The organism is Pseudomonas sp. GW821-FHT09H03 (assembly GCF_059415945.1).
In genome coordinates this window covers 67,243-80,389 of sequence record NZ_JBWKOF010000012.1, presented here as the reverse complement: position 1 = coordinate 80,389, position 13,147 = coordinate 67,243, and the positions used below count along the sequence as shown (strand labels likewise).

The window sequence follows — 13,147 nt, the reverse complement described above, 5'->3', positions numbered from 1 at the left end:
GTCATCGTTGACGTCCATCGCGAGCAGGCTCGCTCCTACAGACGGCCGTGAAGTGCCGCGTCGAAAATCTTCGCCACACCGTCCCGGGTCAATGGCAGCGGGTTGCCGCCAGCAGAGGGGTCGACAATCGCCATGTCTGCGATCAGGTCCGCCTGCAGGTCATCCACACCCAACTCGACCAGTGTGTGGGGAACGCCGATGTCCTTGCGCAGCTTGAGGACGAAGGCGAGGAAACTGTCGAAACCCGGGGAGGGCAGGCGCAGATACGCCGCCAGCCGGGTGATGCGTTCCTCGATGACCGAGCGATTGAATTGCAGGACATAGGGCATGAAGGTGGCGTTGGTCATGCCATGGTGGGTGTCATACAAAGCGCCCACCGGATGCGAAAGCGCATGCATCCCCCCCAGGCCTTTCTGGAACGCGGTGGCACCCATTGCCGCCGCCGCGAGCATTTGCGCGCGTGCCTCAAGGTCTGACGGCGTGTGTACTGCCTTCACCAGAGAGTTGGCCACCAGGCGCATGCCCTCTAGCGCAATACCATCGGCCAAGGGATGGAAACCGGGGGCGCAATACGCCTCCAGGCAGTGGGAGAGGGCGTCCATGCCGGTGCCGGCGGTGATTTTCGCTGGCATGCCGACAGTGAGCGCCGGGTCGCTGATCACCACCCGCGGCATCATTTTCGGGTGGAAGATGATGCGCTTGGTGTGGGTGCGGTCGTCGATGATCACCGCCGCGCGGCCAACTTCGGAACCGGTGCCGGCGGTGGTCGGTACGGCAATCACCGGGGCGATGCGATCGGCATCGGCGCGGGTCCAGTAGTCGCCGATGTCTTCGAAATCCCACACCGGTCGGGTCTGACCGCTCATGAAGGCGATGAGCTTGCCCATGTCCAGACCACTGCCGCCGCCAAACGCGATCACCCCGTTATGCTTGCCGGCGCGCCAGGCATCGAGCCCGCCAGCGAGGTTGGCCTCAACCGGATTGGGCTTGAGGTCGCAGAACAATTCGACAGCCAGGCCTGCGGCGCGCAGAGCGTCCAGCGCCGCCGTGGTGATCGGTGCGCGGCCCAGGCCACTGTCGGTGACCAGCAACGGGCGCTCGATGCCCTGGCTGCGACAGACCTCGGCCAGCTCGGCAATGCGCCCGACACCGAATCGAATGCTGGTGGGGTAGTTCCAGTTTCCAGTCAGGCTCATGGTCTACACCTCGTAACGCAGATGAAAGGATTTGGCCCGGGTCAGGTGCTCGTAGCCAAGGCGCGACAGGGTGACGCCGCGCCCGCTGTTCTTCACCCCGGTCCAGGCCAGTGCCGGGTCCAGGTAATCGCAGCGGTTCATGAACAGAGTGCCGGTGGCAATCTCGTCGCCCAGGCGTTCAGCGGCGGCGAGGTCGTGGGTCCAGAGGGCGGCGCTGAGTCCGAACGGGCTGTCGTTCATCAGGGCGATGGCTTCGTCGTCACCGGCCACCGGCATGATGCCGACCACCGGCCCAAAGCTTTCCTCGCGCATCACTGACATCTGGTGGCTGACGTTTACCAGCACTTGTGGTGCAAGGTAGGCGCTGCCCGGCACATCAGCGGCAAAGGCCTTGGCATCGATCAGCGCCTTGGCCCCCAGGTTCAATGCTTCGGCGATCTGCCCGCGCACGAAATCCGCTGCGCCCGGTGAAACCAGCGGGCCGAGGGTAGTGGCCTGGTCCAGCGGGTTGCCCAGCACATACTGCCGGGTCAACTCGACGAACCCCTCGACAAAGGCCGGGTAGATCTTCTGGTCGACATAGATGCGTTCGATGGCGCAGCAGCTCTGCCCGGAATTGAAGAAGCTGCCGTCTACCAGGTTTTCCACCGCATGTTCGAGGTTGGCGTCGGCCCGCACATAGGCCGGGTCCTTGCCGCCGAGTTCCAGGCCAACACCGATGAAACGGCCCGTGGCGGCGCTTTCCATGGCCCTGCCGGCTTCGACTGAACCGGTGAAATTGACCTGATGCACACGGCCCGAAGCGATGATCGCGGCGGTCTGCTGATGGTCAAGCAACAGGTTATGGAACAAACCATCCGGCAGATGGGCGCGGCGCATGGCCTCGGCGAAACGCTCGCCAACCAGCAGGGTTTGCGTGGCGTGCTTGAGGATCACACTGTTGCCGGCCATCAGCGCCGGGATGAGGGTGTTCACCGCAGTCAGGTAAGGGTAATTCCAGGGTGCGACGACCAGCACCGTGCCCAGCGGCTCGCGTTTGATGCAGCGGCGAAAACCCTCGATGGGCTCGGGCTCTATCGCTGCAAGCGCCTCGGGCGCGATTGCGATCATATGCCGGGCGCGCTCGGCAAAACCTCGCAGCTCGCCGGCGCCGAAGCGTACGGGGCGACCCATCTGCCAGGCCAGTTCCGGCACGATATCGGCCTGCATCGACAGCATCGCCTCGACCACTGCGCTGCAAAACGCCGCGCGCTCGTTGAGCGGGCACTGTTTCCATAACACCTGTGCGCTGGCGGCGGCGCTCAGCGCCTGCTCGATCTGCGCCGCGTCAGCACGGTCGCGTTCGACATACACCCGGCCATCGACCGGTGAGATCAATTGAATCTTTGCAGTCATGGTATGTGCTCAATAGCGCTCGAAGCCGCGTTGCAGTTCCCAGTCGGTGATCCGCCGGTCGTACTCCTTCTGCTCCCACTCGGCGGTGTGAACGTAGTGATCGATCACCTCATCACCAAAGGCTTCGCGCAACATGCTCGAGCCCTTGAGTGCGGCGCTGGCATCACGCAGGGTCTTGGACACCTCCGGCAGGTGCTCGTCGAGGTAGGCGTCACCTTCGAACGGCGCCGCCAGTTCGAGCTTCTCGTCGACACCGGCCAGGCCCGCCGCAATCAATGCGGCAAAGGCCAGGTAGGGGTTGAGGTCGGCGCCGCCGATGCGGCATTCGATGCGGATCGACTTGCTGCTTTCTGCGCACAGACGAAAGCCGGCGGTGCGGTTGTCGCGACTCCACGCGGCCCGCGTCGGCGCAAAGGTGCCGGCCTGGAAGCGCTTGTAGGAGTTGATGTAGGGCGCGAGAAAGCAGGTGATGTCGTTGGCGTACTTGAGCTGCCCGGCGACCCAGGAGCGCATCAGTTTCGACATCCCGAACTCGGCCTTGGCATCATAGAACAGCGGCTTCTTCGCGTTCTTGTCCCACAGCGAGTTATGGATATGACTGCTGGAACCGGCGGCGTCGTAGCGCCACTTGGCCATGAAGGTGATCGCCTTGCCCTGCAACTGCGCGATCTCCTTGCAGGCGTGCTTGATGATGACGTGGTGGTCGGCCATGGTCATGGCATCGGCATAACGAATATTGATCTCTTCCTGGCCCGGGCCCCATTCGCCCTTGGAGTTTTCCACGGGAATGCCCGAGGCCTGCAAATGCTTGCGGATCGCTCGCAGCACGGGCTCTTCGCGGGTGGTCTGGAGGATGTTGTAATCCTCGATGTAATGGCCGGCGGTTTTCGGTTTGAGATAATTGCGCTTATGGATCGCCTCGTAGGTCTCGTCGAACAGATAGAACTCCAGCTCCGAGGCGAACATGCCGGTGTAACCGCGCTGGCGCAGGCGTTCGACCTGCTTTTTCAGAATTGCCCGGGGGCTGTGGGGCAGGTCCTGGCGATGGTGGTGGTCGAGCACGTCGCACAGCACCAGCGCCGTGCACTCCAGCCAGGGCACGCGCCGCAGGGTGGACATGTCGGGCTTGAGCACAAAGTCGCCATAGCCCTTGCTCCAGCTGGCCGCCGCGTAACCGGGCACGGGCTCCATGTCGATGTCATCGGCCAGCAGGTAATTGCAGCAGTGGGTTTCTTCGTGGCCGCTGTCGATGAAAAACTCGACCTGGAAACGCTTGCCCACCAGTCGACCCTGCATGTCGACCATGCAGACCAGGACGGTATCGATTTCGCCGGCGGCAGCGGCGCGCTTGAGTGCATCAAAGCTGAGGAGGGGCTCGGTCATCACGTCAATCCTGCGTGAAAGGTATGGGCCAGTCTGAGATAGCTGTTGCAGACGCTCTCCAGAAAAAACCAAAACCTGCAGAATCGAGCATCGTGAGCAACGAGTTGCTCAAAGCTTAGCCTACAGTGGCAAAGTGCAAGTTTTGCTCGTTCAAAGCGGCGTTTAACGCGCAAATGCGGCGGATGAAAAAGTCCGGTGGGGGAGGCCAGGCTTTGCGTGGGTGGATTTTTTCACTTGGCGGGGAGTTATGTGGTGTGGCGAATATCCACTCCCCTCATCGGAACGCCGCCCGCCCATCCCTCCCGAAACGTCGGACCGCCCCAGAGGGGAGAGGGGGAAAGGGAGCCGATCTCCAGTGTTTGCGGATTCTTGGTTCGACTTGAGCCAGGCTGCGTTATTTTCAAACCTGAGTTCAACCTGAGCCAGGCTGGGCTGTTTTCAAACCCGAGTTCAACGCGATCTTTCAGGTCGATGTAACCCGACTAAACACCTCGGTCAGTCCCCTCTCCCAGTGGGAGAGGGCTAGGGTGAGGGCTGGTTCCAAAGTGAAAACCCATACCCGGACCACAGCGAAAACCCCATCCTCTCAGGCAAGCCCTGGCAACCCGATCAAGCCTCCCTGATCTGACTGACACTGGTAATCTGCCCATTCCACACCATCTCGTAATGCGCCGACTGCACAATCGATGCAACCGGTCGCGGGGTCATCAACGCCCAGCAAAAACTACCCTGCATGCGCACCGAGTGATACCGCAAGCCCGGGCAGCCTGTATCCCTGACCGCCCAGCCCAACAACCGGGAATGACTGTAATCATCCGGCGCATACACCGCATCGCTGATCGGCAGGGCCGTGGCATCCTTCATTCCGGTGTCTACAAATGCACAAGACAACCCCCGGAACACAAACCGCTCATAGTTCAGCCCCGGCACATTCGACCAATACACACTCTGATGATGGCGCACCTCAGCCAGCGCCGCCTCCATCGAATCGGCCAGGTACAGAACCCCGAAACTGCCATCGCTGAACCGCGAACCCGCAGGATTCACATGAGTAAAGGGCGCCGTCGCGTAAGAACAGCCAACAATTCCGAACGGGATCTCGCCCCGGGCAATCCACTCAAGCTGACCCACCTCATTCCTCAGCCGTGGATTGGTCAGCGCCTGAATCTCGAACAAAACGTCAAACTCATCGGCGTCCGCCACGTCTTCAAACAGCGCAATGGGTGGAAATTTCGAATTGACCAGCCGATAAGCCTGCAACGATTGCCCGGCAAAGGTTGGCAGTTCGCCCACCGTTACCATTGCGCGCCCCGCAGCACATCAAGGCGGCGGAAGGTTTCATACAACGAGACCATGTCGCCCTGGGCCATGATCTCCAGCGGTGAACGCCCGTTGAAAAACTCGTTGTAGTTGGCCATCGACACAAAGCCATAAACGTTTTCCGGGTTATCGAACACCAGGCGCAATGTGGCATGCATGTTCAGCACAAAACTGACGCGCTGCATCTGATCAGAATCCAGTGCTACCGCCCATTCGACGTCACGCTGGCGCGCGCGGGTGTAGGTGCTGCGGGAAATACGCAGGATGCGACAGGCCTGATCGCTGGACGCGGCCCATTTTTCCAGAATGCCGACCGCTGCCCGCAGGCCCGCCACGCACTGGTTCTTGGTGAATGCCTGTTCTTTGAGAGGGACTGCCATGTTCAATACCTTCTCTGAATCCATAGACTCAAAGATAGGTAATTAGAATCTATAGATCAAGGCGAGGTCGACCAGTGGGCGCACAGGAGGCTTGTGAGGGGATCTTCTTACGATCGTCCAGGACAGACACCGCAGGTGTTGAGCGCTTGCGTCTCAACACCTTGCGTGGGGGCGTCAGAAATCGAAGAACACGGTTTCCGCTTCACCTTGCAGATGAATGTCGAAGCGGTAAGCCAATTTGCCATCCACAGTGCAACGCCTGGCAATCAGGGATTCGCGACGGTGGGGCTGTTCGATCAGGTTCAATACCGGGTCCAGCGCATTTGCCTGGGATTCGTCGTCGAAATACAGGCGGGTTTGCAAGTGGATGTTGATGCCACGGGCAAACAGCGCCACGTTGATATGCGCGGCCATAGGGACGCCCGCAGCGTTTTTCACAACGCCAGGCTTCACCGTCCTGACAGTCCATTCACCGGCTTCGGTGGTGGCGGTACGGCCAAAACCGTTGAACGGTTTATCCAGGTCGTAAGCGCTGTCGTAGACACCCTCATGATCGGCCTGCCAGAGCTCCAGAAAGGCGTCGCGGATCAGCTGACCATTACCGTCATAGACGTGGCCCATCAATAAAATGTGCTCGCCTGGTGCGCCAGGCTTGGCCATTTCGTTCCAGATTTCCTGCTCGCGCGGCGCGTTGCCGGCGGCTTCCAGCGCCAGGCCGATATGCACATAAGGGCCGGCGGTTTGCGATGCAGTTTCCGGCAGAAGTTGAACGGGCATACGCAGGCCTCCTCAGCAGTTTTCGAAGTGGGTCTTGCGCTGGCCGCGCAGGACGATATCAAAGCGATAAGCCAGGCAATCCATGGGATTGGCCATGCTCATATCCAGCCGGGCGATCAGGCTCTGCACCGCCTCCGGATTGGCGATCGACTTGACGATCGGGCACATGGGAACGAGCGGATCGCCTTCGAAATACAGTTGGGTAATCAAACGCGTGGCAATGGACGGGCCACTGATGGAGACATGGATATGCGCCGGGCGCCAATCGTTGGGACCGTTGCGCCATGGGTAGGGGCCGGGTTTTACGGTGCGGAAACTGTAGTTGCCATCGCGGTCGGTCAATGCACGGCCGACGCCGCCGAAGTTGGGGTCAAGGGGCGCCAGGTAACTGTCTTTTTTGTGCCGGTAACGGCCACCGGCATTGGCCTGCCACATCTCCACCAGAGTGTGAGGAATCGGCTTGCCGTACTGATCACACACGCGACCGGCGACGATGATGCGTTCGCCGATGGGCAGGCCGCCGTGGTTGAAGTTCAACAGCAGATCGTTATCGTGCTGGCCCATCTTCAGATGGGAAAAGTCCGGGCCGCTGGTCTCGGATACCGATTGCGGGATGCTCACCAGTGCCTGGCGCGGCGATCGCAGGATCGAAGTCTTGTAGTCCGGAGTCAGGGCTTTGGGATGCCAATTACGGTCACGAATGACGAAGCGGCTGTCGTGCGCATCAGACATGTCGTTTTTCCTGTTGTTATGGTTGGACAGAGGCAGGCACTGCGCTGGCAGTGACATGTAGGCCACTTTCCTCTAAAAAATCCCGACCCAACATTGAAAAAAACGACTTTATCCATATCCAGATGGTTATGGATACTTCCCTTCCCGGTACTCCTGACCGACCTCGCGCAGGGCCTCCACGCACCATTGCGCCGCCTGGTTCAGCGGCAATGCAGGGTTGGTGCAAAGCCCCACCGAACCCCCAGGTTCACGCATACCCAGGTCCAGTTCCACCAGTTCACCCTGGCGCAAGTCCTGTCTGACCGCGTCAAGTGGGGCGACCCAGATGGCCTGGCTGCGTTGCACGTAGCGCCGGCTCAAGGCAACCGACAGGGTCTCCAGGCGCTGACGGGAGGGCGTTATCCCGTGCTGCACAAACAGGCTGTCGGCGAATTTGCGGATCGTCGTGCCGGCCGACGGCAATACCAGCGGATAGTCTTCGAGGTGTTTATGCCCCGGTGACTCAGCGAGCGCCGGATGGCCGTTGCGTACGACCAGCGTCATGGATTCACTGTAGAGATGTTCGAACGACAATCCCTGAATCAACGGGCTGTCGGTCATTCTGCCCACCACCAGGTCCAGCTCACCGACCCGCAGGCGCGACAGCAGATAGGCACTTGGCCCGGTCACCACACTGATCACCAGGGCGGGGTGGCGCTCATGCAAGCGGCAGACAACCTCCGGAATCAGCAGGCTTTCGACAGTGGACAGCACACCCAGCTGCACGGTAATGGGCTCATGCACCCCGGAGCGCAAACTGTTGACCCCTTCGCGCAGCGATTGCACGCTCGGCCCGGCATAGCGCAAAAAGGCCACGCCGGCCTCGGTCAGCGTCGAGCCCTTTTTACCCCGTTCAAACAACGTAGCTTCGAGCAGCGACTCCAGCTCCTTCAGCGTCTTGGACAGCGCCGGCTGGCTGATGGCCAACGTGTCGCAGGCGCGGGCCAGGCTGCCCTGGCGCGCCACTTCGAGAAAACACACCAGGTGCCGGAATTTGATGCGGGTATCGATGTTCAATCCGCTGCTCTACTTTCGGGGTATGGCATCCATTATCGCTGGATGCGCAGCTTAGATGCCACTGAACATCCCGATGATCACGGCGTTGACCAGGTCAATGAAGAAGCCGCACACCAGCGGCACGATGAGGAAAGCCTGGTGCGCGGCTCCGTACTTCTGGGTGACGGTGGTCATGTTGACGATGGCCGTCGCGGTGGAGCCCAGGGCAATACCGCCGAAGCCTGAGGCGATCACGCTGGCTTCGTAGTCACGGCCCATGCAGCGGAACACCACAAAGTACGTATAGAGCACGGTCATCAGGATCTGCAGGGACAAAGCGCACGTAATGAACAGCAGCGCACCGCTGAGCTGCCACAACTGCAGGCCCATCAGGGCCATGGTCAGGAACATGCCCAGGCTGACATCGGAAATCAGCGACAGGCCCTGGCTGGCGCCGCTCCAGGATTTCAGACGCTTGTCGCCAATCAGGGCATGGACGATGTGGTGAATGACGATACCGGCGAACAGGCAGCTGACGAACTTGGGCAGGGTGATACCGCTGTCGGCCAGCAGCAGGTTGAGGCCGTAGCCGAGCATCAAGGCCAGGTTGAGCCACATCCACGCCCAAAGCACATCGTAGTAATCCAGAGGCTTGCTTTGCTGATGCTCCAGAACGCCGACTTCCAGCTCGGGATCCTTGGAAGGGGTGATGTGATGGCGACGGATCAAGCGGTTGGCGATAGGGCCGCCGATTACACACGCGGCAATCAGGCCGACGGTGTTGCTGGCGATCCCCAGTTCGTGGGCGTTCTCAATGCCCAGCTTTTCGACGAACAGCGGCGCCCAGGCCAAAGCGGTACCCACCCCACCGGTAAGGGAGATGGAGCCCACCATCAGGCCGGCCTTGGGGTCCAGCCCGAACAACTCGGCCATGCCCATGCCCAGGGTGTTCTGCAGCAAGATAAACACGGTCGCGAGCACCAGCAGGATCAATAGCGGGCGCCCGCCCTTGATCAGTTGGCGCATGTCCGAGCGCAAGCCGATGCCGGCAAAGAAGTAGAGCAGCAGGGTGTCGCGAACTGCCAGATCGAACTCGACCTGAATACCGAGGCCGAAATACAGAATACTCGTGACCGCCGCACAGACAAACCCGCCGACCACCGCTTCGGGAATGCAGTAGCGGCGCAGCAGGGTGCTGTGCTGGACAAGCGTCTTGCCCAGAAAGAGCAGAAGAATGGCGAGGGTGAAACTCACCAGTCCATGAACGGTAAAGATCTGGGCGGTCATCTATGGCCTATCTGAAATCCAAAAAAAGAAATTATCCAGACTCGACCGCACGTCTTTTAGACTTGGGTCAATGAAAGTGCAGATCGTCGACCAGGCCGAACCTTGCCGAGGTAATATGATGGCGCAAGCCTCCGGCCGGCTATCACATTCCTGCGAGGCTATTGAGTTGCGTGGGCAAAGATATTGCTGGCGACACCCCGCGTCTTTCCCCGTGTGCCGGGGTGAGTGAAGCACCTGATCCGGCAACATGCAAATGCCCGGACAGGAGAGCATCCTCACGTGTTGCGACCATGAGTTCATAGTTAAATCCGGCCGCTAGCGTTCTAACTGCTTGCTTGCTGACTGTCGAAGAAGATCTGCAATCGAACTCAAACGGTCGTTAAAAAGCCTTCATCAAAATAACAGCGTAAGTACATCAAACAACGCCCGATCCGCCGCAGCCGCCGACCGGGACCGTCGTTTTATCTCCGTTAGCAGGCATTCCTTGAAACATTGCGCCGCCGTACCAAGCACAGCGTTGCGTCGGGTGATGACACCCAGTTGGCTGCTGTCGAAACGCTCCTGCAGCGGTAGCGCAGTCACCCAGCCCTGCATAGATTCGGTGGCCATCATCACGCTTGGGCAGTGGGTAAGCATGCCCCCATGTCGCACCATTTCGAACAGCAGCGAGGTTGAGTGGGCGCAGTGCAACCGGGCTCGATCGATCTGTGCACCATGTTGCCAGAACAGCTCCTGCATGAAGACGCCGTAGTTGGACGGCGTGTAATTGACCACCCAATCCTGCTCCAGCAGTTGATGCAAGGAGGTCGCGTTAGCGCAGGGGTGATCGCGCCTGGCGATGACGCTCATTTCATAGGTCAACAACGGCGTGCTGTCGAATTCCTGTAACGACATGGTCGGCGTCACAGGGCCGACGGCAAAATCGAGCGAGCCTTCGCGCAAGCGCGGCAGCGCCACGGCGGTCAAGCCCTCGAAGATTTCCAGTTGCACACCCGGCATGCACTGACGAAAGTGCTGCACCGCCTGGGTCAGAAAGGTCAGCATGATCCAGGGCGTGACCGCAATGGATAGCCGCCCCGTTATCTCGCCGCGCAATTCTGCAAGCTCGGTATTGGCTCGGTCTAGCTGGCTGACGACCAGCCGCGCATGTCCCAGCAGCATGCGGCCGGTCTCGGTGAAGTCGATCCCTCGGGCGGTTCGCATCACCAACGGCAATTGGGCCTCTGCTTCCAACTCGCGCATCGATTTGGTCACCGCCGCATGGGAGAGGTCCAGCAGGCGTGCCGCAGCGCGAATGCTGCCGGTATCGGCAACGGCGACCAAAGCTTGCAGTTGATGAACTTTCATGGCGGTTTTACTCGAAACGATGGCGATGGGGGGCAACCAACGGTTGCCAGTGTAACTAATTTGGGTCTCCCGAGGTCGCAGGTGGCTACTTATGCTAGGAACCAACCCCCCATGCCGACCAGGAGCCCCATTATGCAGCACGACGCCGTATTAGCCGGTATCCGCGATATTCAGGACGAAATGATCGAGTTGCGCCACCGCATTCATGCGCACCCGGAACTTAGTTTTGAGGAATTCGTGACCAGTGACCTGATCGCCGATTGCCTGCAACGCTGGGGCTACGCCGTGCATCGTGGGTTGGGCGGTACCGGCGTGGTTGGCACCCTGCACAATGGCGAGGGCCGCTCCCTGGGCCTGCGGGCCGATATGGATGCGTTACCTATCCAGGAGACCACCGGCCTGGCCTATGCAAGCCAGGTCGATGGGAAAATGCACGCTTGTGGCCACGACGGTCATACCGCCTCGTTGCTCGCTGCGGCGAAATACCTGGCTGAGCACAAGCCGTTCAAGGGCACGCTGCACATGATTTTCCAGCCTGCCGAGGAAAATGGTGGCGGCGCCAATGAAATGCTCAAGGACGGGCTGTTTGAACTGTTTCCGTGCGACGCTGTGTTCGCCTTGCACAATATGCCTGGCTACCCCGTGGGCAAATTCGGTTTTCTGGCCGGTCCCTACATGGCTTCGGCCGACGACGTCACCATTCGTGTGAGCGCCTTGGGTGGCCATGGGGCGATGCCGCACAAGGCCGTCGACCCGGTGGTGGTCAGCGCTTCGATCGTGATGGCGCTGCAAAGTGTGGTATCGCGTAACGTCAATCCGCTCGATACCGCCATTATCACCGTGGGCTCTATCCATGCGGGCAAGGCGTGCAATGTCATTCCCGATAGCGCCGAAATGCACCTGTCGGTACGAGCGCTCAATGCGCAGGTGCGAGATCTGCTGCAAAACCGAATTACCGAGTTGGCCCAGGCGCAGGCCCAAAGCTTTGGAGCTTGTGCCGAAGTTGAGTACACCCGCAGCTATCCGGTGCTGATCAACCACATTGAGGAGACAGCGCTGGCACGTGAAGTTGCGCTTGAATGGCTGGGTGAGGACGGTCTCATCGCCAATATGGTGCCACTAACCGGCAGTGAAGATTTTGCCTTCCTGCTGGAGAAGTGCCCAGGTTGTTACCTGATTATTGGTAACGGCGAAGGCGAGGGTGGCTGCATGGTGCATAACCCCGGTTACGACTTCAACGATGACTGCCTGCCGTTGGCAGCGACGTACTGGGTCAAACTGACTGAACGCTTTTTACCGTTGAATCCCTGAGCTGCAAAGTTAACGTATTGCCGATCTAAATCTAATAACGAGGTGATTATGTTTCGACACAACACGCTTTTTGCATCAACCCTACTGGGTCTCAGTATCGTAGCGAGTGCTCAGGCTGATCCTGAAATCAAGTTTGGGGTAGACCCAAGTTATCCGCCCTTTGAGGTTAAAGAACCGGACGGTTCCCTGAGTGGTTTTGATATTGATCTCGGTAATGCAATTTGTGCCGAACTCAAGGTTCATTGCGTTTGGGTCGAGCAACCTTTCGACGGCATGATCCCGGCTTTGAAGGCCAAGAAGTTTGACGGCATTCTGTCGGCGTTCACTGCTACTGAGGCGCGCCGCAAACAAGTGGATTTCAGTAATCGGCTGTACAGCGGCCCATCGGCCCTTATCGCCAAAGAAAACTCCGGTCTGCTACCAACCGTGGAGTCATTGAAAGGCAAAACCATTGGCGTAATGCAAGGTTCGTCCCAAGAGAATTTCGCCAAGGCAGAGTGGGTTGCTAAAGGCGTCAACATTCAGACCTATCAATCCCAGGATCAAGTTTACATGGACTTGATCGGTGGACGGCTCGACGCTGCTTTTCAACCGGCGGTACAAGCCGATATGGGTTTTTTGCAAAAACCCCAAGGCCAGGGCTTTGCTTTTGCCGGTGATGTCGTTGTCGATAAGCGCTTGACCGGTGACGGTGTCGCGATCGGGATCAGAAAAGGTGACGACCCTCTTCGGGACAAACTTAATACAGCGATTGCAAGCATTCGTGCATCGGGCGAATACGACAAGCTTGCAGGTAAATATTTCAACTTTGATATCTACGGCAAATGAGTTTGGTAGTCAGTCACTGCTCTGAGTCGTCAATATTGAATGATCTAAAAAACAGATGATGAATTATCAACTTTAGGTACTGATTTTCACCCGCTGAAGTCAAAGGCAGCCCTTCCAACATGGCGCATCCACGTAAAGGGGTCTTGATCGTTGGCT

General features: G+C 59.2%; 12 protein-coding genes. 2 read left to right on the top strand and 10 right to left on the bottom strand.

Going from position 1 to position 13,147, the window contains the following annotated elements:
• Positions 1-35: 35 nt before the first annotated feature.
• The 10 genes from AC07OG_RS18075 to AC07OG_RS18030 form a co-directional block, all read right to left on the bottom strand.
• The gene (locus tag AC07OG_RS18075; RefSeq protein ID WP_495067670.1) at positions 36-1,196 is read right to left on the bottom strand and encodes an iron-containing alcohol dehydrogenase; all 1,161 of its coding nucleotides are present in this window, start codon (positions 1,194-1,196) and stop codon (positions 36-38) included.
• A 3-nt stretch (positions 1,197-1,199) separates the two neighbouring features.
• On the bottom strand, positions 1,200-2,591 hold the full coding sequence (locus AC07OG_RS18070; RefSeq protein WP_495067669.1) for an aldehyde dehydrogenase family protein: 1,392 nt from the start codon (positions 2,589-2,591) through the stop codon (positions 1,200-1,202).
• Between the two features lie 9 nt (positions 2,592-2,600).
• Positions 2,601-3,974, bottom strand: a complete 1,374-nt coding sequence (locus tag AC07OG_RS18065; protein WP_495067668.1) for a glutamine synthetase family protein — start codon at positions 3,972-3,974, stop codon at positions 2,601-2,603.
• 609 nt (positions 3,975-4,583) lie between these two features.
• Positions 4,584-5,276: an RES family NAD+ phosphorylase gene (locus tag AC07OG_RS18060; RefSeq protein WP_495067667.1), complete on the bottom strand. Its 693-nt coding sequence runs from the start codon at positions 5,274-5,276 to the stop codon at positions 4,584-4,586.
• Complete coding sequence (locus AC07OG_RS18055; protein ID WP_495067666.1) at positions 5,270-5,674, bottom strand: hypothetical protein; 405 nt, start codon at positions 5,672-5,674, stop codon at positions 5,270-5,272. The genes AC07OG_RS18060 and AC07OG_RS18055 overlap by 7 nt, the downstream gene beginning before the upstream one ends.
• 174 nt (positions 5,675-5,848) lie before the next feature.
• Positions 5,849-6,451 carry a protocatechuate 3,4-dioxygenase subunit alpha gene (gene pcaG / locus AC07OG_RS18050; RefSeq protein WP_495067665.1) on the bottom strand — a complete coding sequence of 201 codons (603 nt, stop codon included), beginning with the start codon at positions 6,449-6,451 and terminating at the stop codon, positions 5,849-5,851.
• Between the two features lie 12 nt (positions 6,452-6,463).
• Positions 6,464-7,183 carry a protocatechuate 3,4-dioxygenase subunit beta gene (gene pcaH / locus AC07OG_RS18045; protein ID WP_060543849.1) on the bottom strand — a complete coding sequence of 240 codons (720 nt, stop codon included), beginning with the start codon at positions 7,181-7,183 and terminating at the stop codon, positions 6,464-6,466.
• A 126-nt stretch (positions 7,184-7,309) separates the two neighbouring features.
• Positions 7,310-8,239: a pca operon transcription factor PcaQ gene (pcaQ, locus tag AC07OG_RS18040; protein ID WP_218424969.1), complete on the bottom strand. Its 930-nt coding sequence runs from the start codon at positions 8,237-8,239 to the stop codon at positions 7,310-7,312.
• Positions 8,240-8,290: 51 nt separating this feature from the next.
• Positions 8,291-9,505, bottom strand: a complete 1,215-nt coding sequence (gene gltS, locus AC07OG_RS18035) for a sodium/glutamate symporter (protein ID WP_060543847.1) — start codon at positions 9,503-9,505, stop codon at positions 8,291-8,293.
• 393 nt (positions 9,506-9,898) lie between these two features.
• A complete protein-coding gene (locus tag AC07OG_RS18030; protein ID WP_495067664.1) occupies positions 9,899-10,852 on the bottom strand; it encodes a LysR family transcriptional regulator in 954 nt (317 codons plus the stop codon).
• Positions 10,853-10,984: 132 nt separating this feature from the next.
• On the opposite strand from AC07OG_RS18030, the gene AC07OG_RS18025 reads away from it, so the two are divergent.
• Both AC07OG_RS18025 and AC07OG_RS18020 read left to right on the top strand, forming a co-directional pair.
• Positions 10,985-12,163: a M20 aminoacylase family protein gene (locus AC07OG_RS18025; protein WP_495067663.1), complete on the top strand. Its 1,179-nt coding sequence runs from the start codon at positions 10,985-10,987 to the stop codon at positions 12,161-12,163.
• A 48-nt stretch (positions 12,164-12,211) separates the two neighbouring features.
• A complete protein-coding gene (locus tag AC07OG_RS18020; protein ID WP_495067662.1) occupies positions 12,212-12,991 on the top strand; it encodes an ABC transporter substrate-binding protein in 780 nt (259 codons plus the stop codon).
• The last annotated feature ends 156 nt before the right edge of the window (positions 12,992-13,147 follow it).